The organism is Agrobacterium sp. 10MFCol1.1, from assembly GCF_000381165.1.
In the GTDB taxonomy this organism is placed as follows: Bacteria; Pseudomonadota; Alphaproteobacteria; order Rhizobiales; family Rhizobiaceae; genus Agrobacterium; species Agrobacterium tumefaciens.
Window position 1 is genome coordinate 1 of record NZ_KB906072.1, and the last position, 21,226, is coordinate 21,226.

Annotated in this window: 22 protein-coding genes; 12 read left to right on the forward strand and 10 right to left on the reverse strand. The window is 59.3% G+C overall.

Annotated features, from left to right (window positions below):
- The first annotated feature begins 255 nt into the window (after nt 1-255).
- Together F617_RS0100005 and F617_RS28590 are read left to right on the forward strand one after the other, a co-directional pair.
- Nucleotides 256-597, forward strand: coding sequence for a hypothetical protein (locus tag F617_RS0100005; RefSeq protein ID WP_003512218.1), 342 nt, complete (start codon nt 256-258; stop codon nt 595-597).
- A 95-nt stretch (nt 598-692) separates the two neighbouring features.
- The gene (locus F617_RS28590) at nt 693-869 is read left to right on the forward strand and encodes a hypothetical protein (protein ID WP_013635788.1); all 177 of its coding nucleotides are present in this window, start codon (nt 693-695) and stop codon (nt 867-869) included.
- 3 nt (nt 870-872) lie between these two features.
- Here F617_RS28590 and F617_RS0100015 read toward each other — a convergent pair whose 3' ends face one another.
- Entirely contained in the window at nt 873-1,673 is an 801-nt protein-coding gene (locus F617_RS0100015; RefSeq protein WP_019564044.1) for an aldolase/citrate lyase family protein, read from the reverse strand.
- 7 nt (nt 1,674-1,680) lie between these two features.
- Nucleotides 1,681-2,898, reverse strand: coding sequence for an NAD(P)/FAD-dependent oxidoreductase (locus F617_RS0100020; RefSeq protein WP_026330594.1), 1,218 nt, complete (start codon nt 2,896-2,898; stop codon nt 1,681-1,683).
- 328 nt (nt 2,899-3,226) lie between these two features.
- Here F617_RS0100020 and F617_RS0100025 point away from each other — a divergent pair, with 328 nt between their 5' ends.
- Nucleotides 3,227-3,574, forward strand: a complete 348-nt coding sequence (locus F617_RS0100025; RefSeq protein WP_013635784.1) for a hypothetical protein — start codon at nt 3,227-3,229, stop codon at nt 3,572-3,574.
- Between the two features lie 159 nt (nt 3,575-3,733).
- Nucleotides 3,734-4,846, forward strand: coding sequence for a pyridoxal phosphate-dependent aminotransferase (locus F617_RS0100030; RefSeq protein WP_019564046.1), 1,113 nt, complete (start codon nt 3,734-3,736; stop codon nt 4,844-4,846).
- A gap of 412 nt (nt 4,847-5,258) precedes the next feature.
- On the opposite strand, the gene F617_RS0100040 is transcribed toward F617_RS0100030, so the two are convergent.
- Nucleotides 5,259-5,525 carry a sel1 repeat family protein gene (locus tag F617_RS0100040; protein WP_003496982.1) on the reverse strand — a complete coding sequence of 89 codons (267 nt, stop codon included), beginning with the start codon at nt 5,523-5,525 and terminating at the stop codon, nt 5,259-5,261.
- Between the two features lie 481 nt (nt 5,526-6,006).
- Here F617_RS0100040 and F617_RS0100045 point away from each other — a divergent pair, with 481 nt between their 5' ends.
- From F617_RS0100045 to amn, 5 genes are all read left to right on the forward strand, one after another.
- The gene (locus F617_RS0100045) at nt 6,007-6,345 is read left to right on the forward strand and encodes a DUF2147 domain-containing protein (protein ID WP_013635782.1); all 339 of its coding nucleotides are present in this window, start codon (nt 6,007-6,009) and stop codon (nt 6,343-6,345) included.
- Nucleotides 6,346-6,466: 121 nt separating this feature from the next.
- A complete protein-coding gene (locus F617_RS0100050) occupies nt 6,467-7,063 on the forward strand; it encodes a hypothetical protein (protein WP_019564048.1) in 597 nt (198 codons plus the stop codon).
- A 159-nt stretch (nt 7,064-7,222) separates the two neighbouring features.
- Nucleotides 7,223-7,405 carry a hypothetical protein gene (locus tag F617_RS28595; RefSeq protein WP_013635780.1) on the forward strand — a complete coding sequence of 61 codons (183 nt, stop codon included), beginning with the start codon at nt 7,223-7,225 and terminating at the stop codon, nt 7,403-7,405.
- Between the two features lie 10 nt (nt 7,406-7,415).
- Nucleotides 7,416-7,589 (forward strand): hypothetical protein, encoded by a 174-nt coding sequence (locus tag F617_RS28600; protein ID WP_003509979.1) that lies wholly within the window; start codon nt 7,416-7,418, stop codon nt 7,587-7,589.
- 102 nt (nt 7,590-7,691) lie between these two features.
- Entirely contained in the window at nt 7,692-9,197 is a 1,506-nt protein-coding gene (gene amn / locus F617_RS0100065; protein WP_003512205.1) for an AMP nucleosidase, read from the forward strand.
- A 212-nt stretch (nt 9,198-9,409) separates the two neighbouring features.
- Here the strand turns inward: amn and F617_RS0100070 are convergent, their stop codons facing one another.
- The 3 genes from F617_RS0100070 to F617_RS0100080 all read right to left on the reverse strand — a co-directional run bounded on the left by F617_RS0100070 (nt 9,410) and on the right by F617_RS0100080 (nt 12,435).
- Nucleotides 9,410-9,880: an OsmC family protein gene (locus tag F617_RS0100070; RefSeq protein WP_019564049.1), complete on the reverse strand. Its 471-nt coding sequence runs from the start codon at nt 9,878-9,880 to the stop codon at nt 9,410-9,412.
- A gap of 59 nt (nt 9,881-9,939) precedes the next feature.
- Nucleotides 9,940-11,316: an aspartate aminotransferase family protein gene (locus tag F617_RS0100075; RefSeq protein ID WP_019564050.1), complete on the reverse strand. Its 1,377-nt coding sequence runs from the start codon at nt 11,314-11,316 to the stop codon at nt 9,940-9,942.
- 210 nt (nt 11,317-11,526) lie between these two features.
- Nucleotides 11,527-12,435 carry a diacylglycerol kinase family protein gene (locus tag F617_RS0100080; protein ID WP_013635775.1) on the reverse strand — a complete coding sequence of 303 codons (909 nt, stop codon included), beginning with the start codon at nt 12,433-12,435 and terminating at the stop codon, nt 11,527-11,529.
- Between the two features lie 235 nt (nt 12,436-12,670).
- Here F617_RS0100080 and F617_RS0100085 point away from each other — a divergent pair, with 235 nt between their 5' ends.
- The gene (locus F617_RS0100085) at nt 12,671-13,915 is read left to right on the forward strand and encodes an MFS transporter (RefSeq protein WP_019564051.1); all 1,245 of its coding nucleotides are present in this window, start codon (nt 12,671-12,673) and stop codon (nt 13,913-13,915) included.
- A 286-nt stretch (nt 13,916-14,201) separates the two neighbouring features.
- Complete coding sequence (gene mgtE, locus F617_RS0100095; protein ID WP_013635773.1) at nt 14,202-15,575, forward strand: magnesium transporter; 1,374 nt, start codon at nt 14,202-14,204, stop codon at nt 15,573-15,575.
- A gap of 68 nt (nt 15,576-15,643) precedes the next feature.
- Here mgtE and F617_RS0100100 read toward each other — a convergent pair whose 3' ends face one another.
- Both F617_RS0100100 and F617_RS0100105 read right to left on the reverse strand, forming a co-directional pair.
- Nucleotides 15,644-16,480, reverse strand: coding sequence for an undecaprenyl-diphosphate phosphatase (locus F617_RS0100100; RefSeq protein ID WP_003512187.1), 837 nt, complete (start codon nt 16,478-16,480; stop codon nt 15,644-15,646).
- Nucleotides 16,481-16,600: 120 nt separating this feature from the next.
- Entirely contained in the window at nt 16,601-16,990 is a 390-nt protein-coding gene (locus F617_RS0100105) for a helix-turn-helix domain-containing protein (RefSeq protein ID WP_013635769.1), read from the reverse strand.
- 103 nt (nt 16,991-17,093) lie between these two features.
- On the opposite strand from F617_RS0100105, the gene F617_RS0100110 reads away from it, so the two are divergent.
- Nucleotides 17,094-18,110, forward strand: a complete 1,017-nt coding sequence (locus F617_RS0100110; RefSeq protein ID WP_019564052.1) for a zinc-binding alcohol dehydrogenase family protein — start codon at nt 17,094-17,096, stop codon at nt 18,108-18,110.
- Nucleotides 18,111-18,165: 55 nt separating this feature from the next.
- Here F617_RS0100110 and F617_RS0100115 read toward each other — a convergent pair whose 3' ends face one another.
- Together F617_RS0100115 and F617_RS0100120 are read right to left on the reverse strand one after the other, a co-directional pair.
- Entirely contained in the window at nt 18,166-18,906 is a 741-nt protein-coding gene (locus F617_RS0100115) for a pentapeptide repeat-containing protein (RefSeq protein WP_003512182.1), read from the reverse strand.
- A 302-nt stretch (nt 18,907-19,208) separates the two neighbouring features.
- Nucleotides 19,209-20,873, reverse strand: coding sequence for an electron transfer flavoprotein-ubiquinone oxidoreductase (locus tag F617_RS0100120; RefSeq protein WP_019564053.1), 1,665 nt, complete (start codon nt 20,871-20,873; stop codon nt 19,209-19,211).
- Nucleotides 20,874-21,226: the final 353 nt, after the last annotated feature.

Genomic DNA, 21,226 nt, shown 5'->3' on the forward strand with positions numbered 1-21,226 from the left:
TAAATAATGAAATCAGTAGTTTGAAAATGGTTACGGAGGTAAATCATACTCCCTTAGCAGGGGAGCGCCTTCGACCACTCGGCCACCTCTCCGGTGCGGCCTGATTATTGCTTTAAAAAAATGAATGCAAGGGTTTTTCGCCAAGAAGCCGAAAAACCTGTTGGCCGAACACCCGCCAGCGAAACTTTGCGGGCCATTGGGGAACTTCTTCTCTTCCGGCACGTTCTGGCTTCGGTAACAAAAAGAGGTGTTCTAATGGCTCAGACCAAACTGAATGTTGTCGAAGATACGATCGAAAACCAGATTGCGGAGTTGCGTTCGCAGATTTCGTCTCTCTCCAAGTCCGTTTCCGCTCGTGCGGAAGGCGTTGGTGAAGATGCATCCGAATTTCTGGATGAGGCTCGTGGCCGCGTTCGCAAGGCGGCAAGCAATGTGCGCGCCCAGGGCCAGAACGTTGTGGAAGCAGTCAAGGAAAACCCCGGCACTGCAACCTCGCTGCTGACGATCGTCGGCGCACTCGGCTTTGCGATCGGTTATGCGGTCGGCGCTGGTACTCAGCAGAGTTCTTCGAACAGCAGCCTTTATCGCTGGCGCTGATTGCCGCACTACAGGCTAGAATTCAGGCAAGGCGGGATACGTTCCGCCTTGCCTGTTCGCATTTATTTCAGAGAATTGACGAACGGGGGGCGGAAATGGTGTTCAGCAGCGATCTTGAAGAAGCATTGTCGGATTTCGCGAGAGATCACGGCATTGACAGGGATGAGGCTATCCAGCGCATCGTCCGCGCGGCACTCATCAATAACGGTTATCTCGCTTCCGGCGAAGAAGGCATTCCGCCGGAAAAGCTGAACGCCAGCAACGATGACTAAGACTCAATATCCGGATTTGGATGGCGCAGGCGCTGAGCCGCCCTTGTAGCGGCTGGAGAGCGCACGCAGTGTATTGGAAAACTCCGTGACATCGGCGCCAACAGCCACGAAAGATGCGCCGAGTTCCAGATAACGGCGATTGAAGGTCTCGTTGAAGGTGAGAATGCCGGCAGCTTTGCCGGCCGCGACGATCTTGACGATCGCTGCCTCTATTACAGCCTGCACTTCCGGCTCGTCCAGCCTGCCGAGATAGCCCATATCCGCAGCAAGATCGGCCGGGCCGATGAAGATGCCGTCCACACCTTCCACCGCAAGAATATTGTCGAGATCATTGATCGCGGCGCGCGTTTCGGCCTGCACCAGCAGGCACACGCTGTCGGACGCGCTGTCGGCATAATCGGTTATGGTGTTGAAGGCTGAGGCGCGGGCAACCGCCGCCCCCATGCCGCGAATGCCGCGCGGCGGATAGTGCATCGCACTGACCAAATCTTCAGCCTGCGCCGCCGAATCGACCATGGGCACCAGAAGCGTGCGGGCGCCTGCGTCCAGCAGCTGCTTGATCATCCAGCTTTCGCCAACGGGCACACGCACCACCGGTTCGGCGGGCGATGTGGCGAGAGCGCGCAATTGGTCGATGATGCTGCGAAGATCGTTCGGGCCGTGCTCACCATCGATGACCAGCCAGTCGAAACCCGCTGTTCCGGCAATTTCCGCCGTGATGGCCTCACCCATATCGAGCCAGAGGCCGATTTGCGGCCTGCCAGCGTGGATGGCTGTTTTGAAACGATTTTCGGGAGCGGGCATGATGTCCTCAGGAAAGCAGTAATTTCAGATCGGCGGACGGGTCCGCCAGGATGGCGCGATCCGGCTCAGCGCCGGTATCGAGCAGTTTTTTGCCGGAAACATAGGCCTTGGCATCGTTGACGGCGTCGACCGCCACGAATCGCCCGTCGCGGAAATACCAGACCGACCAGCTGCCTTCGCGCGCGCCGGGCCGCAGCACCGTCTCGTCATAACCGAGGTTGAAGCCGGCGATCTGCAGCTTCACCTCGTATTGATCAGACCAGAACCAGGGTTTGGCATCATAGGCGACTTCAGCGCCTGCCAGTACATGAGCGGCGGCCTCGGCCTGATCAACCGCGTTCTGGACTGACTCGAGACGCACAAGCTGGCCCCGCCACGGCAGCAACGCGCAATCGCCCACCGCGTGGATATCCTTGTCCGAGCTGCGGGTGTGTTCATCCACCACGATGCCATTGCCGACATCGAGGCCCGATTCGCGGGCAAGGCGATCGTTCGGGGTTACGCCAATGCCGACGATGACGAAATCCACGTCAAGCACCGAACCATCGGAAAGCTCGGCAGCGGCCACCCGGCCATCCATGCCGACAAGCCGCACGAGGCCGGTCTTTTCGCGGATGGAGACGCCGTGCTCCTGATGGATGCCGCGCATGATATCGGCGGTTTCCTTTGCCGCCACGCGCTGGAGAATGCGGTCGGCCATTTCGATCAGCGTGACCTCGAGACCGAGCTTGCGGGCGACGGCTGCCGCTTCCAGACCGATATAACCACCGCCAATAACCAGCAGCCTGCGGCCGGGTTTCATTTCCTCAAACAGCCGGTCAGCATCGCGCTTGTCGCGAACGGTCAGAACACCTTCGAGATCGCCACCGATGCTGGCGGGCAGCTCGCGGGGTGCAGCACCGGTCGCCAGTACCAGCTTGTCGTAGGAAAGCGTGCTGCCATCCTGCATGCGAACGGATTTGGCAGCGCGGTCTATCTCCTCCACGAAGGTGGAGAGCCGGATATCGACATTGTTTTCCGCGTACCACTCCTCAGGCCGAAACATCAGCCGGTCGAAGCTCATCTCGCCTAAAAGGTATTTTTTCGAAAGTGGCGGCCGTTGATAAGGATAGGCATCCTCCGAGCCGATGATGGTGATGGGGCGCTCATCCTTCAGCGCCCTGAGCTTTGCCGCCAGCGCGAAAGCGGCCTGCCCCGCCCCGACGATTACCAGCCTTCCCGCCACATTCCACTCCCAGAACAATCGCCAATGGGCAGATTTGCCGCACCCTGCGAAGCCATATTGCGGGATCAGGCGTAACGCCAAGTACGGCCCGCGTCAACCGTACAGCGCCACCAGCCCGGTGCAAGCATGACACATTATCACCCCAGACTGCGACACCCTTGCAACCGGAAGGAGCCGGATGCATTTCCTCAAGGGAAACATCGGCTTCCGACAGGCGGTCTGGCCCATGTCGAGACGCAGAACAGACAATTGCGCGGATTTCCTTCACGCACTGGCAAGGAAGCCGCGTTAAAATCGGCATCAGGAAAAGGCAATCCGGGAGGTTGTCATGGCTTTACATATTGATCACCGTCAAAGCGTCCCGCAGGACGAGCAATACGAGAAGTTTCAGATCGACCGGCCCGGAAAGATCACCTTCATCGGGCATCACCTCAGCGCCAAGGATACCATGCGCTGCTTGGTGCGCAGCATCTCGCTTTATGGCGCAGAGATCGAGGTCAGCCCGCATCTGGAGATGCCCACCAACTTCTATCTGGAAATTCTCGGCATTCGCGATGAGATCGGCTGCAACCTGATCCGCAGGGAAGAGGAAAAGGTCACCATCGGATTCAACATGTTGATTGACGCAGAATTCCTGCACCATGTGCGCAGGCTGAGTTTCGAGACCAGCGTCTGAGCCGCATCGACCGATTAGCGGCCGAGTTTTTCTCTCACGGCACGACGGTGGAAAAAACTGTTCCAAAACAGCCATCCGGCAACCGGGCGCGACTTGCGTCCGGTTTTTTTGCACCTATTGTGTGCAGGGTTTTCAAACAGGTACTGGAAATCTCAGCCAATGTCCGCTTTCTCACGTCTTACGCCGCTAGCCGTCTCTCTTCCTTCAACCGTTCCCTTCGTCGGCCCGGAAGCCATCGAGCGGGGCCGCGGCCTGAAGGTGGAAGCGCGGATAGGCGCCAATGAAAGCGGGTTCGGTCCTGCCCCATCCGTGCTTATGGCCATGCGGGATGCTGCGGCCGAGACCTGGATGTATAGCGATCCGGAAAATTTCGAACTGAAGGAAGCACTCGCCATCCACCACGGCGTTTCGCGTGGCAATATCGCCATTGGCGGCGGTGTCGATGGTTTGCTGGGTGAGATCGCCAGGCTGATCGTTGAGCCGGGAACGCCGGTGGTCACCTCGCTCGGCGGTTATCCTACCTTCAATTACCATGTGAACGGCTTTGGCGGAAAACTCGTGACCACGCCATACGTCGACGATCACGAGAACCTCGACGGGCTTCTCGATCTCGTCATCCGGGAAAATGCACCGCTGGTCTATTTCGCCAATCCCGACAATCCGATGGGAAGCTGGTGGGAGGCAAGCGAGGTCGTGGCCTTTGCCCGTGCGCTGCCGGAAACCTGCCTGCTCATTCTGGACGAGGCCTATTGCGAGACCGCACCTGCCAGCGCCGTGCCAAGCATCGACGCCCTTATCGGCCAGCCGAACATCCTGCGCATGCGGACTTTCTCGAAAGCCTATGGGCTTGCCGGCGCCCGCGTGGGTTATGCCATCGGCACGCTCGGCAATGTCGAAGCCTTCGACAAGATCCGCAATCATTTCGGCATGGCACGCGTTTCGGTCGCCGGCGCATTGGCGGCGCTGAAGGATCAGGCCTATCTGCATGACGTCGTTGGAAAAATTGCGGTGGCTCGAGATCGCATTTCCGCGATTGCCCGCAGTAACGGCCTCTCGCCACTGCCGTCGGCAACCAATTTCGTCACCATCGATTGCCAGCGCGACGGCACTTACGCCCGCGCCATCGTCGACGGCTTGATGGAACATGGCGTGTTCATCCGCATGCCGGGCGTGGCGCCGCTCAACCGCTGCATTCGTGTGAGTGTGGGACCTGATGACAAGCTTGATCTTTTTGAACGGGCATTGCCGAAGGTCATCAAGGCGCTGGGTTGAGGTTTCGCTTGCCTTCTCCTCATTCCTGTTCTTGTCACGAGGAATCGAGCCGGCCCAAGTCCTTGGGCTGAAAGGGATCTCTCGCCACACGGACGTGTGCCGGCTGGATCCCCGTGGCAGGCAAAGGGATGAGGGTGGCGAGCCAGGCGGCATATGGTGCGATCGACCATTGCGTGCATCGATTCAACATCCTCTGACAAACCCCTGTTCGCGAATCGTTTTCCATCAACCGACATCGCCAGACATAAGAAAACCGCGCCGGCCTTGTTCCTGCCGGTCGCGGTTTGATGTGTCAGCGCAAAAGCTCCTTTTCAAAGCCCTCGCCGCATTCCCCTTCGGGTTTACTTTCGTTTGTACCGGTCATCGGGACTGGAGGGAACCGGACCGGAAATTCTGTCGCGGATAAGGTGCGTCAGTGCATCGTCATCCAGTCGCGTGCGGCACGCAACGCTTCGGCCAGTTCCGCCTTGGTCATGTTGCGAGCAAGATCTGCTCGGAGCGAAGCGGCTCTTTCCGATCCGCGGATCGCGGCGATGTTGAGCCATTTGTGGGCCGCGACCAGATCCACCTTGCATCCCCGGCCGGTCGCATAGACCAGGCCGAGATTGCAAAGGGTGTCGGCGCGGGTTTCGCCACCGGCAACTGCCATTTCGATATCGCGAATTTCAAAGCGTGCCATCGTTTTAATCCCTGTCTTCTCGCCTGTTTCATCAAGTGCCTTCTTGTCGAGGCTAACCTTTGGAACTGCCGTCTTTTGCGGCTTTTTTGTTCTTCCGGCCGGCAGGTTTTCCCTGCGCTTTTGATGACCCCAATATGTCATGAGGCTTTCAACGGGCGCTTAAAAGGCATGATTAATGGGCCGCAAACAAACTGCAAACGATTGGTAAAATTGGGTTTTTGTTAAATATCACGAGGTGCGGAAATTAAGGACTTTCGAGCGAATTTTACGAAAACTTTAGAATTGGATTTCAACCCTTCATTCACCACGATCCAAACAACGGTTTTTCGAATTGCCCCTCTCCCGCTCTCCTGACCGACGCAAATGCCGTCTCGCAGCTGGAATTTTCTGTTTCCTTTTACGTGAACGTCAAATACTATCCGCATGCCCGTGCGGAGGACGAAACGGGCAAAGAAAGCGCGACATGGACGGAGGAGTTTTTATGAAGCGTGTAATGATGATTGCCGCAGGCCTACTGATCGGCAGCAACCTTGCTTTTGCTGCTGAGCCCATTGAAGGCAACTGGAAGACGGCGAGCGGCGAGACAGCCGTAATCGGCCCCTGCGGCGCAGCTTTCTGCGTGACGCTGAAGACAGGCAAACATGCGGGAAAACAGATCGGCAAGCTTTCCGGCAAGGGAAACAGCTATTCGGGCGATATTACCGATCCCGCCAATGACAAGACCTATAGCGGCTCCGGCACCGTTTCCGGCAATTCGCTGAGTATGAAGGGCTGCGTGCTGAAAATCCTGTGCAAATCCCAGACCTGGACGCGGTTGTGAGATAAGATGCGGCGGACAGGCTTGTAACAGCCTGTCCGTCGTCGCAGACGGACGTCGTGTGTAACGCATATATCCGTTGATGTATTGTCGCGGCCCGAACGAACACTCTTAAGAGCGACGCATGCCTGCCACCCTTTCCATAATCCTGATTTCGGGTACGTCCCATGTCGGCAAAAGCACCCTAGCCGGCCTGTTAAGCGAAAAGCTCCACTGCGAGGCAATTTCAACCGACAGCCTGGCACGCCACCCCGGGAGGCCATGGCCGGGCATACCCGCGCCTGTGGAGGAATATTACAGGCAGCTGTCGGCAGAAACGATCCATTGGTTTCTGAAGGTGCATCACCAGAATATCTGGCCGCTTGTGCGCGGGCTGATCGACAGCAAGACAGGCACCGGCAATATCGTCGTCTTCGAGGGCGCAGCCTTGCGGCCGGAATTTATAGCGCCCCTGCTGGGCAGAACGGTTGCCGGGGTCTTTCTTCACGCACAGAATGACTTTCTCTCCGACAGAATGCGCGCGCATGCGGGATATAAAGATGCGACGGCGGGCCAGCGCCGGATCGTGGACGCCTTCATTGAGCGGTCCTTGCGCGAAAATACCGAAATGCTGGCATCCGCGCGACACCATCACGTCCCGATCGTCGACATCGCCAATCCCCAAGCATTCGATGGCCTCGTCAACGAACTTACAGCCCGTGCGGTAGCCTCTCCGGCGTGATGCAAAAGCAGGCAATTTGAGGCCGCTGAAGCCAGCCACCGCCCTAATTCACACTGGAAGTATCCCGTTAATCTCCCTGAACACCATATGAACCGGGGTCTCAGGGTGCGTTCAGTCCGAGTGTGGCAAAACTCTGTCCATGAACTCCAATAAAGGGGAATGGACATGACAAAGTTGATCAGCCGGCTGGCAATCTTCGCGTTTCTCATGGCGATCTTCGCCATGTCCTTCGCCTCGCTCGTCGTTAATCCCAACCGCAGCTTTCAGCGGGTGAATGCGGGTGCGGCGCTTGCCTGCCAGCACAGCCCGGCACCGGCCGCCAATTGCCCCGTCGTGCTGTGAGGACCGGCCGATGACGACGAGCTTTTCCAACGGCCTGTTTTCCGCACTGAGACTGGTGCTGATGGCATCGATCTTTCTAGGCCCGGTGGCGGGGCTTGCAGTTTACAAGGCAGATCCCCGCCCGGCATCAAAGGGCGCCGGTTTCGTGCTGCTGATGAGCCTGCAACGCGGCGCGCTCGGCTGAGATTTCACCGCCCGCCCTTTGCCGCAGCCATTTTTCCGTTTCTTTTCAGTTTCTTCGTATTTCTGTCGCTTGCCTGTCGAAATAGGCCTCCTATAATGGGCCATGACAATAGCAAAACGAACGATTCCGCCCTTCTCCTTCATCAGCCCCGAGCCTTTCGCGCCGCAGACGTTCACGGACCCGAAAGAAGCTGTCGAGGCTTTGACCGCGCTTTACGAACGCAATACGGCGTTCCTCATCAACTCCTTCACCGAACTTGCCAAGGGTGCGCCGATTACCGGCCGCTACCGCGCCTGTTATCCGCAGGTCAGCCTCGAGACATCCACTTTCGGTCATGTCGATTCGCGCCTTTCCTATGGCCATGTCACCTCCCCCGGCGTATACACGACGACGATCACCAGGCCGGAGCTTTTCCGCCACTACCTGAAAGAGCAGCTGGGGCTTCTGATCAAGAACCACGGCGTTCCGGTGACGGTTGCCGAATCGGCCACGCCCATTCCGCTGCATTTCGCCTTTGGCGAAGGCGCTTATGTCGAGGCGGCGGCGGCATCCTCGCTGTCCGACGTGCCGTTGCGCGATCTTTTCGACACCCCCGATCTCAACAACACCGACGATCTCATCGCCAATGGCGAATATGATCAGGTGCCCGGCGAACCCGCGCCGCTTGCGCCGTTCACCGCACAGCGTATCGATTATTCGCTGGCCCGCCTCAGCCATTATACGGCAACGAGCGCCAGCCATTTCCAGAACTTCGTGCTGTTCACCAACTACCAGTTCTATATCGACGAATTCGCCGCATGGGCGCGGCAGTTGATGAAGAATGGTGGCGAAGGCTACACGGCCTTCGTGGAGCCGGGCAACATCATCACCCCCGCCGGTTCCGACAGGCCGGATACGGATGCGGTGCTTGGCCGCCTGCCGCAGATGCCAGCCTATCACTTGAAGAAAAAGGGCCATGCCGGCATTACGCTGGTCAATATCGGTGTCGGCCCTTCCAACGCCAAGACGATCACCGACCATATCGCCGTGCTGCGCCCGCATGCCTGGCTGATGGTTGGCCATTGCGCCGGCCTGCGCAACAGCCAGCGCCTTGGCGATTATGTGCTGGCACACGCCTATGTGCGTGAGGACCACGTTCTGGACGACGACCTGCCGGTCTGGGTGCCGATCCCGGCTCTGGCGGAAGTGCAGCTGGCGCTGGAAGGTGCGGTTGCGGAAGTCACCGGTTACGAGGGCTTCGAGCTGAAGCGCATCATGCGCACCGGCACCGTCGCCACGATCGACAACCGCAACTGGGAGCTTCGCGACCAAGCGGGCCCGGTCAAGCGCCTGTCGCAATCGCGCGCCATCGCACTCGACATGGAATCGGCCACCATCGCGGCCAACGGCTTCCGGTTCCGCGTGCCCTACGGCACCCTCCTCTGCGTCTCCGACAAGCCGCTGCACGGCGAATTGAAGCTGCCGGGCATGGCGACGGAGTTCTACCGCACGCAGGTTGCCCAGCATCTGCAGATCGGCATCCGCGCCGTGCAGAAACTCGCCGCCATGCCAACGGAAACGCTGCATTCGCGCAAGCTCAGAAGCTTCTACGAGACGGCGTTCCAGTAAATTTGCGCATCCATGTCCTCAAGGTGGTGATGTTGCTCAGACACCTTGAGGCGCTGCAAAGGCTGGAAACCTCTCCGTCGTCACCCTCGGGCTTGACCCGAGGATCCACCAGCGATCGACTATGGATCCTCGGGTCAAGCCCGAGGGTGACGTTGAATTTGGGCCGAGCAAAATAATCCGCTACGCGCGCTGGGGACGCACCTACATCCGTCTCAAACCACCTTCACCGTCCCCTCCACACGCACGGGAAAATTCACCGACCGGGCGATGAAGCATTTGTCGTGGGCATCGTGGTGCAGCTCATCAGCCCGCGCAAGATCACCCTTCGAGATGGTGATGACCGGTTTCAACACCACCTCGCTGAATTGCCCCGCTCCATCCTTTTCCATAACCAGCGTGCCGTCGGCATTGTCGACATAGTCTTCAACGATGATGCCGTTGACGGAGCAGAAATGCAGGTACCATAGCTTGTGGCAGGCCGAGAGCGAGGCAACCAGCAGGTCTTCCGGGTTCCAGCGGGAGGCATCGCCGCGAAAGGCGGGATCTGAAGAGCCGGCGATATCCGCTTTTCCGGACGTGGAAATCGTGTAGTCGCGTTCATAGTCACGGTAGCCCGAGGTACCCTTGCCGCGATTGCCGGTCCACTTCACCTGAACGGCATAGTGATGTTCCTGTCCTGCCATTTCATTTCTCCCTTAGAGTTTTTTGTCGCATTTCCCGCACGTAAAACAACTACGCGCTTTTATTGGAAATGCTCTGGTGTATCGCGCAGGTGATCGAGCCCCTTGCGCAGAGTTTCGATGATCTGGTCCACCTCCGAGCGGCTGATCGTCAGCGCCGGTGAGGCCAGCATGCGGTCGCCGGTGGCACGCATGACGAGGCCGTTTGCCAGGCAATGGTTGCGCACGGCGGTGCCGATGTCATCCGGCTTGGCAAAACGCCTGCGGGTCGCCTTGTCGGCCGCAAGCTGCAGGCCACCCATGAGGCCGACATTCACTGCCTCACCCACCAACTCGTGGTCGGTGAGGCTTTTCCAGCCTTGCGAAAAATAAGGGCCGATATCATCCCGCACCCGTTCCACCAGCCCCTCATCCTCGATGATACGAATATTTTCCAGAGCAGCAGCGGCGCAGACGGGGTGGCCGGAATAGGTGAAGCCATGGTTGAAATCACCGACCTCGGACAACATCACCTCCGCCACCCGGTCAGACACAATGACCCCGCCAATCGGCAGATAACCGGATGACAGGCCCTTGGCGACGGGCGCGAGGTCCGGCTCCACGCCGAAATGCTGGTAGCCGAACCAGGAACCGAGGCGGCCGAAACCGCAGATCACCTCGTCGGACACCAGCAGAATGTTGCGCGCCTTGCAGATGCGGGCGATTTCCGGCCAGTAGGTTTCCGGTGGCACAATGACCCCACCGGCGCCCTGAATGGGTTCCGCCACGAAAGCCGCGACATTCTCTTCACCGAGCTCGTCTATCTTCGCTTCCAGTTCGCGGGCCACCTTCAGGCCGAATTCCGCGGGTGAGAGATCGCCGCCTTCCGCATACCAATAGGGTTGGCCGATATGGGCGATACCCTCGATCGGCAGATTGCCCTGCTCGTGCATCCACTTCATGCCGCCGAGCGAAGCGCCGGCGACCGTAGAGCCGTGATAGCCGTTGCGGCGAGCGATCACCTTGGTCTTCGTTGGATGGCCGAGCGCCTTCCAGTAGACCCGTGCCATGCGAAACCAGGTGTCGGTGGCTTCCGAACCGGAATTGGTGAAGAACACATGGTTCATCTTCGGCCCGGCACGGGAAGCGATCTTCTGAGCCAGAAGTGTGGCTGATGGTGTCGTAGTGCCGAAAAAGGCGTTGTAATAGGGCAGTTCGTTCATCTGGCGCTGCACGACATCGGCGATCTCGCGGCGTCCGTAACCGATATTGACGCACCATAGTCCGGCAAAGGCGTCGAGATACTTCTTGCCGGTGCTGTCATAGATGAAGACGCCTTCCGCACGCTCGATGATGCGGGTGCCGCTCGCGTTCAGCTTACCCATATCGGAAAAGGGGTGCAGGTGATGGGCGGCATCGATAGCGGCAAGGTTGGACACCGGCTTGGAGACTTCATTCATGACAGATCGCACTCCCGCAAAGACGACGGCGCCTTCCGGAGCCGCACCCAACCGAACATGGCCGGGCGGCTTCGATTTGGCAAGACTGGCGTTTTTTGGGGGATCGAGACGATGACTCGGCCTTGCCGCTTGTTTCTACTCCCCGCCGGGGAGAAGAAATGCGCCGCTGCCTTTAAGCAGGTTCGATTCCAGCGTTATGGAGGTGGTGCGCTACGCCAAGACCCCTCGCCCCACCAGCACCTTCAATTCGCCGGCATGGACTTCAAGTGCCACGTCGCGCTCCATCGGCAGCAATTCGCCATCGATGACGCAGCGCACGTCATGGCGCTTCTTGGGGAAATGAAGTTCCACACCCGTGACGGTGGTGGCCGTTACCGCAGCGTTTTCCTTCAGCTTGCCGCGCAGGATGTCGAAAGCGAGCCTTGCCACGCCCGAGGGGCGCAGGGGATCGGTGAGATAGAAGCCGAGATGGCCGCCCGAGACATTATCCGCGACCAGAAGCGAGTTCTGCCCGAATTCATTGTTGGAGACGGAAATTGCTGACACCTTGCGGCGCTGCGTTTTGCCATTAACCGTATATTCCACCTCGAAGACCGGCGGATTGAGAATGACGCTGATGGCGGCGCGGACGCTTGCCTTGATCTTGCCAAGGCGGGAGGCGAAGGCGAGATTGTTGCGATAGCGCACCATGCGCGAATGCAGGCCTGCGGAAAACTGGTGGACGAAAAGACGGCCGTTGGCGCTGGCGATATCGACATTGGCGATCTCGCCATTCGCCAGTGTCTCCAGGACGTGGCGGATATCGAGCGGCAGCTTCAGCGAGCGGGCGAACAGGTTCATGGTGCCGGCCGGTACGATACCGAGCGCGATGCCGTGTTTCCAGGCGATACCGGCAGCGGCCGAAATCGTTCCATCACCACCGCCGGCAATGATGCCTTCGATATCAGGCTCATCGGCGGCGCGTTCCATCTCCTCGACGACTTCCTTGCCGGAGACCACGCGGCAGTCGATTGTGTGGCCGGCGCGGGAAAAGACCTCGCGGGCGTGGTCGCAGTAGGCATCCATATCCGTGGTGCGGAAGGTGCCGCCGTCACGATTGAAAATTGCAATGAGCTTCATATTTCCAACCTGATCCTGTGAGGCAGCCGCGCGTAAATGCTTGGGGTTATATAGGGTTCCAAACACCATCGCGTGAAGATGCTCTTTTGCCGAGAATCGCTCTACCGCAATGCATCATTTCATGTTAGATATCACTTAAGGTCATTTTCATGACCGCGCATCTCCAGTCAGGGCAGGCCGTTCCCATACGGTCTTGCCCTTTTTTCTGTGGGGTCCTCCCCCTTTTCAGGTCGCAATGAGCCATTCGAATTTGTCGGAAGCCCGCCTGGAGGCGGAGAGTGAAACCGTTGTTGCGGCAAGGCCTGCCGTGGCACTGACGCCGTTTGCCGTCGCACTCATCGAACTGGCGCTTGCCGCCGGCGGTTTCGGCATCGGCACCGGCGAATTCGCCATCATGGGCCTGCTGCCTGACGTCGCAACGACCTATGGCGTCACGGTGCCCCAGGCAGGTTACGTCATCACGGCCTATGCGCTGGGTGTCGTCATCGGCGCGCCCATCATCGCGGTGCTGGCTGCGCGCATGACGCGGCGCACCCTGCTTCTCGGCCTCATGGGACTTTTCGCACTAGGCAATATCTTAAGCGCAGTCGCACCTGATTTCCTGAGCTTCACCGTGCTGCGCTTCATCACCGGCCTGCCGCACGGCGCCTATTTCGGCGTTGCAGCGCTGGTGGCCGCCTCCATGGCGCCAATCCACAAACGTGCCCGCGCCGTTGGCCGCGTCATGCTTGGCCTCACCATCGCCACGCTGCTTGGAACGCCGCTTGCCACTTTCTTCGGGCAGATGCTTTCCTGGCGCGCGGCCTTCATGCTGGTCGGCGGCATCGGGCTGTTGACAGTCGCGCTGCTGTGGCTGTTCCAGCCGCGCGACCGGGTAGAGGAAGGTGCCAGCGTTTGGCGTGAACTCGGGGCTTTCCGCCGCGTGCAGGTGTGGCTGACGCTCGCCATCGCGTCGGTCGGTTTCGGCGGCATGTTCTCGGTTTTCAGCTATATCGCCAAGACCAGCACCGATGTCGCGATGATGCCGGTTTCCACCGTCTCCATGGTGCTCGCCCTCTTCGGCATCGGCATGAATGTCGGCAATGTGGTCGGCTCGCGGCTGGCCGATATCTCGCTCAACGGCACGATCGGCGGCATGCTCGCCTTTAACGTGGTGGTCATGGCCGTGTTCGGCATGACGGCGCATGACCCGTTCATGATGTGTCTCTGCGTCTTCCTGATCGGCTGCGGTTTTGCCGCCTGCCCCGCCGTGCAGACGCGGCTGATGGATGTGGCAGCGGATGCGCAGACGCTTGCGGCTGCCTCCAACCACTCCGCCTTCAACATCGCCAACGCGCTCGGCGCATGGCTTGGCGGCATGGTCATCGCCATGGGCTATGGATATGCCTCCACCGGTTATGTGGGCGCTGTTCTTTCGCTTCTCGGGCTTGGCGTTTTCCTTGTGTCCGTCACCGTCGAACGGCGCGCAAAAGCCGGCTGAAAGCCGGTTTTTCAGCGGCCGGAACACCCGTTCAGGCACCTGCAATAAACCTTACGGAAATTTCACGATCGGCTCGCTTGACTCTTTTTGGTTTCGGGCGCAACACGGCGTTACGCGCAGGCCGTGACCCGGCACAGCGCGGATTTTAACGGAGCATCATTTGATGTCTAGCGACAGTAGTAGTCGATTGCCTTTGCCGAAAGCGGCGAACGGGAACTGATCCGGCACCTGTCGGCTCACCACCGCGTTCGTCGTAATCGGCGAATCGACGGAAAGGTGAGCAATCATGAACTTCCACACCCTCTCCCAGAGAGCCAGCAAGGCCGCACGTCTTCTCCGCAGCGGAAATGCCGGTTCCACCACCATTGCAGAACGCGTCGAGCACCTCAACACACTCGATACGCATGAGGCAGTCGCCGCCCTGCTCGCCATGCCGCAGGCAAAGGCCGTCGCCATTCTCGACCGGCCGGAACTGCATGACGCAGCCGCCATCATTGCCGGTATTCCGCTTGACCAGGCCGCCCGCTTCGTCAACCTGATGTCTGACGACCGCGTTGCCGACGTCATGGCGGAAATGGACGAAGAGCCGCGCGCAAAGCTGTTTTCCCGGCTGGATCGCACGACCGCGCTCTCCATCAAACATCTGATGGGTTATCCGCCGCGCACCGCCGGCTCGATCATGACCACGGAATTCGTCAGCGTGCCGGATAACTGGACGGTGGAACAGACCCTTTCGCACATCCGCGTCGTCGAGCGGTCGCGTGAAACGGTCTATGCCATCTATGTGCTGGCGCAGGACGGAACGCTGTCCACCGTCGTGACGCTGCGTCGCCTTCTGACCGGCGAGGCCGGCGCCTCCATTCTCTCCGTCGCATCGAAGGAAGGCATCGTCTGTGCCAGCCCCTTGATGTCGCAGGAGGATGTTGCCCGGCTCATCCGCAAACACGACCTTCTGGCGCTTCCCGTCGTTGACGATCATTCGCACATTCTCGGCATCGTCACGGTCGACGACGTGATCGACACCATGATCGCCGACACCACGGAAGACGCCCACAAGTTCGGTGGTATGGAAGCACTCGGCAAGCCCTATATGGCAATGGGTTTTCCGGACATGATCCGCAAGCGCGCAGGCTGGCTGGCTGCCCTGTTCCTGGGTGAAATGCTGACGGCAAGCGCCATGCAGCATTTTGAAGGCGAGCTGGAAAAAGCCGTCGTGCTGACGCTGTTCATTCCGCTTATCATGTCATCAGGCGGCAACTCCGGTTCGCAGGCCACCTCGCTCATCATCCGGGCGCTGGCGCTCGGCGAACTGAAGCTTTCGGACTGGTGGCGGGTGCTGCTGCGGGAAATCCCGACGGGCCTGACGCTCGGCTGCATTCTCGGCGCCATCGGCTTCCTGCGTCTGACCATCTGGCAGCAGGCAGGCTTTTATGATTATGGCGACCACTGGCTGCTGGTGGGCGCCACCGTCTTTGCCGCACTCGTCGGCATCGTCACCTTCGGCTCGCTGGCCGGCTCCATGCTGCCATTCCTGCTGCAGCGTCTGCGGCTGGATCCAGCCAGCGCATCTGCGCCGTTCGTCGCCACGCTGGTGGATGTCAGCGGCCTCGTCATCTACTTCTCGGTGGCGCTGGTGATCCTCAGCGGCACGCTGCTCTGAAACACAAAAGGCCCGCTCGAAAGAGCGGGCCTTTTCATTTGCAGAGTTTTTGACAGGGCAAGCACCCCTCAACCGCCGGCGCTGATAACGCCCGTTCCGAGAAGTCCCAAAAGAATGACGCCGATGACCACCCGGTACCAGACGAAGGGCATGTAGCTCTTGGTGGAGACCAGCTTGAGGAAGACAACGATCACGGCGTAACCGACGACGAAGGCGATCAGGGTTGCAAGCCCCGTCTGGCCCCAGCCTACAGGGTTCTCCTCGCCGATGCTTTTGAACAGCTGGTAGAAACCGGAACCGAACACGGCGGGAACGGCGAGCAGGAAGGAATATCGTGCGGCCGCCTCGCGCGTGTAGCCTAAGAGCAGGCCGGCGCTGATGGTGCCGCCCGAGCGCGAGACGCCGGGGATGAGCGCCATGGCCTGCGCGAAACCGAACAGGATGCCATCACGCCAGATTAGCTGGTTCAGCTTGTAGCGCTTCTTGCCGATCCTGTCGGCGACGCCGAGAATGATGCCGAAGACAATCAGCATTACGGCGGTGATATAGAGATTGCGCAGCGAATGCTCGATGGCATCCTTGAAGAACAGGCCGAGCAGCACGATCGGCACCGAGCCGACGATGATCAGCCAGCCAAGCCGCGCATCGGACTTGTCATAGGGTCCGAGGCGAAGGTTCTGCCGGAGCCAGGCGGCGGCGATCCGCATGATATCGGACCAGAAATAGACCAGCACCGCCGCTTCCGTGCCGATCTGCGTAATCGCCGTGAAGGCGGCGCCCGGATCCGCACCGGAGGGCAGAAACTCCCCGGCTATCCTCAGATGCGCGCTTGAAGAAACCGGAAGAAATTCCGTAAGTCCTTGCAAAAGGCCGAGAAATCCGGCCTCCAACCAACCGATGCTCATGTGATTTGATGTCCCTGCTGCGAATCGAATTCGCAGCATTATGCATCAAACCGGGCAAATCCGTGTTGCATCGCACCATGAAAAAGAAGTGCGGGAGGGCTTGGTTTTACCCGTTATTTTTCAGGCTGCTTTCTCCGCAGGCTCAGGATGAAGGGTGTATTTCGCGCCGTTCTTGCACACAACATGGGCGTCGCCCCAGCTTTTCAGCGCCGAGATCACAGGCTTCATGGTTTCGCCAAGTGGCGTCAGCGCATAGTCCACGCGCGGCGGCACCACCGGGAAGACGGTGCGCGAAATCAGGCCCGCCTCTTCCAGTTCCCGCAACTGCTTGGTGAGCATGCGCTGGGTGACGCTTGGGATGTGGCGGCGCAACTCGTTGAAGCGCAGGGTGCCCTCGTTGATGAGGTGATAGAGGATCACGCCTTTCCATTTGCCGTCGAGAAAACTCAAGGCAGACTCCACCGGGCAGCCCGGAAAATTGCCGGTAAGCTTGGCGCGCGGTCGCGACATCACAGTATCCTTTTTGTATGTATCATCACAAAATGTGCATTCTTGCGATCGATGTTCATATGTATCAAGTAAGAGGCACGCAGACAAGCAAAGGAGACTGTTCATGCGCGCCATCGGTTACAAGACGAGCCAGCCCATCACCGCAACGGATGCCCTTATCGACCTCGACCTGCCGCAGCCCGAGGCGACGGGGCATGATATTCTGGTGGAGGTGAAGGCCGTTTCGGTCAATCCTGTTGACACCAAGGTTCGCCGCAACCAGGCGCCGGAAAACGGTGCTGCCCGCGTGCTGGGCTTCGATGCGGCGGGCGTGGTGAAAGCCGTCGGCGACAAGGTATCGCTGTTCAAGCCCGGCGACGAAGTGTTTTACGCTGGTGTCATCAACCGCCCCGGCTCCAACAGCGAATTCCATCTGGTCGATGAGCGCATCGTTGGCGCCAAACCGAAGTCGCTGAATTTCGAGGAAGCAGCTGCACTGCCGCTGACCGCGATCACGGCCTACGAGACGCTGTTCGACCGGCTGCGGGTGACAGAGCCCGTTCCGGGTGCGGCAAATGCCGTTCTGGTGATCGGTGGCGCCGGCGGCGTCGGCTCGATTGCCATCCAGCTTCTGCGCGCACTGACCGATCTCACCGTCATTGCCACGGCTTCGCGGCCGGAAACGATGCAATGGGCCAAAGACCTCGGCGCGCATCATGTCGTCGATCACAGCAAGCCGATTGCCCCGCAGGTGGAAGCGCTTGGCCTTGGTGCACCGGGCTTCGTATTCTCGACCACCCATAGCGACATTCACGCCCCAGACAGCGTGGCGACCATTGCGCCGCAGGGCCGTTTTGCGCTGATCGACGATCCGGCCGGCGGTTTCGACGCCATGGCGTTCAAGCGCAAATGCGTTTCAATCCATTGGGAAATGATGTTTGCACGCGCGGTTTTCCAGACGCCTGACATGATCGAACAGCACAAGCTGCTCAATCACGTTGCGGAACTGGTCGATGCCGGCAAGATCAAGACGACGTTGACCGAGGTTTTCGGCACCATCAACGCCGCAAACCTCATCAAGGCCCACGCCTTGATTGAAAGCAACACGGCCAAGGGCAAGATCGTGCTTTCGGGCTTTTGATCTTCACGTCACACGAAGTGGGAGGTGCGCGCCTGATAAAGCGCGCCCTTCCCGGTCAATCGTCTTCCGGATCTTCCGGGCATGGCCATGCGGCAGGCGTCGTCAGGCCGCTCGGCAGTTTTGTCTTGGCGTCGCCACAGGCGATGTCGATCTGTTTCTGCTCAAGGCCGGTGGCGGCGGAAAGATCGACCCCCTCTATGCGGGTCAACAGCAGGAAGGCGTTGGCAAAATCCACCGCGCCGCCGAGCTTTGCGCCCTGGAAGCTGGCACGCGACAGATTGGTCAGCGAAAACTTCGAGCCGGACAGGCTGGCATCTTCAAACTCGGCACGCCCGAGTTCAGCCTTGGTAAAATCCGCGCCGTCCAGTTTGGCCTTGTTGAAATTGGTCCGCTGCATTTCCGCATTGATGAATTTTGCGCTGGTGGCGTCGGCGGCGGAAAAGTCGCTGCGGTAGGCTTCCACCTTCGTCAGGTTGGCGCCCTGCAGGTTCGCCTCTCCAAGAGCCGTCCGGATGAGTTTCGCCTTTTCAAGATTGGCGCCCTTCAGCGAGGAGCCGCGCAAATCCGTATAAGTGAAATCCGTGCCGTAAAGCATCGCCGAATCGAGGTTGCTGCCGCCCAGCATCAGGAGGCGCTTGTTGCATTCGCGCCAGTCGATGCCGGCCATGGCGTCGGCGCGGCAGCTGGCGGCCATCAGCGGGCTGCCACTGAGCGAAACGGCAACTACCATACCTGCCGCCAGACCGGCGACGATCCTTGTATTCCGCACGATATTCAGCCTCTGAAAGCCGGACATTCCATCACTCCTGCCGCCGGGCGACGGCCCAAACGCAACATATGCACATTCAAGGCGTTACCGCATTCCTGACCCACAATCCATGGACCATGCAAAGCTACAACACCCCAACATCCTATATGTAAGAAATCGAAGGGCAATCCACAAATACTAGGGGGGACGAGACTTTCGACGCCTCGCGCACGCGACGTCATCCTTTCGCTTGTCGCGAGGATCCAACCACGTATCGTGAAATCAATCGGTTGCAGATGCCCGGGGCAAGCCGGGGGAAGACGAAGGTTGCCGGCAGACCAGCACCGCGATCACATATTGGCGTAAACCGGCCCTTCGCCACCCTGCGGCGGCACCCAGTTGATGTTCTGGTTCGGATCCTTGATATCGCAGGTCTTACAGTGCACGCAGTTCTGCGCGTTGATCACGTAGACCTCCTCGCCGTCCTTCTTCACCCACTCATAAACGCCGGCAGGACAATAACGTGTCGAGGGACCGGCATAGACGTCGTGTTCGGAACGCTTCTGCAAGTCCATATCCTTCACCTGAAGATGCACCGGCTGGTCTTCCTCATGGTTGGTGGAGGACAGGAACACCGATGACAGCCGGTCGAAGGTCAAAACGCCGTCCGGTTTCGGATAGGCGATCGGCTTGTGTTTGGAGGCCGGCTCAAGGCTCTGCGCATCCGTCTTGCCGTGTTTCAGCGTGCCGAAAACGGAGAAACCGAACAGCTGGTTGGTCCACATGTCGAGACCGCCAAGGCCGACGCCAACAAGCGTGCCGAACTTCGACCACAGCGGCTTGACGTTGCGCACACGCTTCAGGTCCTTGCCGATATCGCCGTCACGCCATTCCGCCTCGATCTCGGCCACTTCATCATGGGCGCGACCGGCGGAAATAGCCGCGGCGATCTTTTCCGCCGCCAGCATGCCCGACAACACCGCATTGTGGCTGCCCTTGATGCGGGGCACATTGACGAAACCGGCCGAACAGCCGATCAGCGCGCCGCCGGGGAAAGTCAACTTCGGCACCGACTGGTAACCGCCCTCGGTAATCGCGCGCGCGCCATAGGAAATGCGCTTGCCGCCCTCGAAAGTGTCGCGGATGGCCGGATGCGTCTTGAAGCGCTGGAATTCCTCGAAAGGATAAAGATAGGGGTTCTTGTAATTGAGATGCACCACGAAGCCGACGGCAACGAGATTGTCCTCCAGATGATAGAGGAACGAGCCGCCGCCGGTCTTGAAACCGAGCGGCCAGCCGAAGGAGTGCTGCACGAGGCCCTGTTTGTGGTGTTGCGGCTTGACCTGCCAGAGTTCCTTGATGCCGATGCCGAATTTCTGCGGTTCGCGATCTTTCGAAAGGTCAAACCTGGAAATCAGCTGCTTGGCGAGCGAACCGCGCACGCCTTCGCCGATCAGCACATATTTGCCATGCAGCTCCATGCCGCGCGTGAAGGCGGGACCGGGTTCACCGTTCTTCTCGATGCCCATATCGCCGGTGGCGACACCGATCACCGCGCCTTCTTCATTATAAAGCACTTCGGTGGCGGCAAAGCCCGGATAGATCTCGACGCCGAGCGCTTCCGCCTTTTCCGCCAGCCAGCGACAGACCAGCCCAAGCGAGACGATGTAATTGCCGTGATTGTTCATGAGCGGCGGCATCATGAAGTTTGGCAGACGGATGGAGCCCGCAGGGCCTAAGAACATGAACTGGTCGTCCTTGACCTCGGTCTTGAAGGGATGCCCCTCTTCCTCACGCCAGCCGGGCAGAAGCCGGTCGATGCCGATGGGATCAACCACGGCACCTGAGAGAATATGCGCGCCGACTTCAGCACCCTTTTCCAGAACGACGACCGAAAGCTCCGGCTCGACCTGCTTCAGACGGATCGCGGCGGCAAGGCCCGCAGGACCCGCACCGACGATCACAACGTCGAATTCCATCGCTTCGCGTTCCGGCAGTTCCATCGGTTCCGTCATCTTGTCCTCTCACCTCGCCGGTCCCATCCGGCTGTTGTTATATACGCTTCCGGCATTCGCACCGTGTTGCCTGCACTGGCCGAAAAGCCAGTCTGCGACAACACATTCGCCCTAGCCTGTCTTCGCAAAGCACGACGCCTTTGTCGAGCTTCCATAGCGGCAAAACATGTCGCACGCCACTCAATTGTCAGACAACCTGATGAGTATTTTATTACTTTTACGTTCAGGTAAATTTGAGAATAAAACAACACGTATCGGCGTCAAGCGCAACTAGCAGACAGCGATAGCCTCTGGATTGCATGTCCCAGTCTCTTCTTCTCGTTTTACATCCCTACGCTGCAAGAGGAACCGAG

Excerpts from the sequence above, each read along its gene's own strand:
- F617_RS0100005 (WP_003512218.1), top strand. The coding sequence starts at position 256 with ATGGCTCAGACCAAACTGAATGTTGTCGAAGATACGATCGAAAACCAG.
- F617_RS28590 (WP_013635788.1), top strand. The coding sequence starts at position 693 with ATGGTGTTCAGCAGCGATCTTGAAGAAGCATTGTCGGATTTCGCGAGA.
- F617_RS0100015 (WP_019564044.1), bottom strand. The coding sequence starts at position 1,673 with ATGCCCGCTCCCGAAAATCGTTTCAAAACAGCCATCCACGCTGGCAGG.
- F617_RS0100025 (WP_013635784.1), top strand. The coding sequence starts at position 3,227 with ATGGCTTTACATATTGATCACCGTCAAAGCGTCCCGCAGGACGAGCAA.
- F617_RS0100030 (WP_019564046.1), top strand. The coding sequence starts at position 3,734 with ATGTCCGCTTTCTCACGTCTTACGCCGCTAGCCGTCTCTCTTCCTTCA.
- F617_RS0100040 (WP_003496982.1), bottom strand. The coding sequence starts at position 5,525 with ATGGCACGCTTTGAAATTCGCGATATCGAAATGGCAGTTGCCGGTGGC.
- F617_RS0100045 (WP_013635782.1), top strand. The coding sequence starts at position 6,007 with ATGAAGCGTGTAATGATGATTGCCGCAGGCCTACTGATCGGCAGCAAC.
- F617_RS0100050 (WP_019564048.1), top strand. The coding sequence starts at position 6,467 with ATGCCTGCCACCCTTTCCATAATCCTGATTTCGGGTACGTCCCATGTC.
- F617_RS28595 (WP_013635780.1), top strand. The coding sequence starts at position 7,223 with ATGGACATGACAAAGTTGATCAGCCGGCTGGCAATCTTCGCGTTTCTC.
- F617_RS28600 (WP_003509979.1), top strand. The coding sequence starts at position 7,416 with ATGACGACGAGCTTTTCCAACGGCCTGTTTTCCGCACTGAGACTGGTG.
- amn (WP_003512205.1), top strand. The coding sequence starts at position 7,692 with ATGACAATAGCAAAACGAACGATTCCGCCCTTCTCCTTCATCAGCCCC.
- F617_RS0100070 (WP_019564049.1), bottom strand. The coding sequence starts at position 9,880 with ATGGCAGGACAGGAACATCACTATGCCGTTCAGGTGAAGTGGACCGGC.
- F617_RS0100075 (WP_019564050.1), bottom strand. The coding sequence starts at position 11,316 with ATGAATGAAGTCTCCAAGCCGGTGTCCAACCTTGCCGCTATCGATGCC.
- F617_RS0100080 (WP_013635775.1), bottom strand. The coding sequence starts at position 12,435 with ATGAAGCTCATTGCAATTTTCAATCGTGACGGCGGCACCTTCCGCACC.
- F617_RS0100085 (WP_019564051.1), top strand. The coding sequence starts at position 12,671 with ATGAGCCATTCGAATTTGTCGGAAGCCCGCCTGGAGGCGGAGAGTGAA.
- mgtE (WP_013635773.1), top strand. The coding sequence starts at position 14,202 with ATGAACTTCCACACCCTCTCCCAGAGAGCCAGCAAGGCCGCACGTCTT.
- F617_RS0100100 (WP_003512187.1), bottom strand. The coding sequence starts at position 16,480 with ATGAGCATCGGTTGGTTGGAGGCCGGATTTCTCGGCCTTTTGCAAGGA.
- F617_RS0100105 (WP_013635769.1), bottom strand. The coding sequence starts at position 16,990 with ATGTCGCGACCGCGCGCCAAGCTTACCGGCAATTTTCCGGGCTGCCCG.
- F617_RS0100110 (WP_019564052.1), top strand. The coding sequence starts at position 17,094 with ATGCGCGCCATCGGTTACAAGACGAGCCAGCCCATCACCGCAACGGAT.
- F617_RS0100115 (WP_003512182.1), bottom strand. The coding sequence starts at position 18,906 with ATGTCCGGCTTTCAGAGGCTGAATATCGTGCGGAATACAAGGATCGTC.
- F617_RS0100120 (WP_019564053.1), bottom strand. The coding sequence starts at position 20,873 with ATGACGGAACCGATGGAACTGCCGGAACGCGAAGCGATGGAATTCGAC.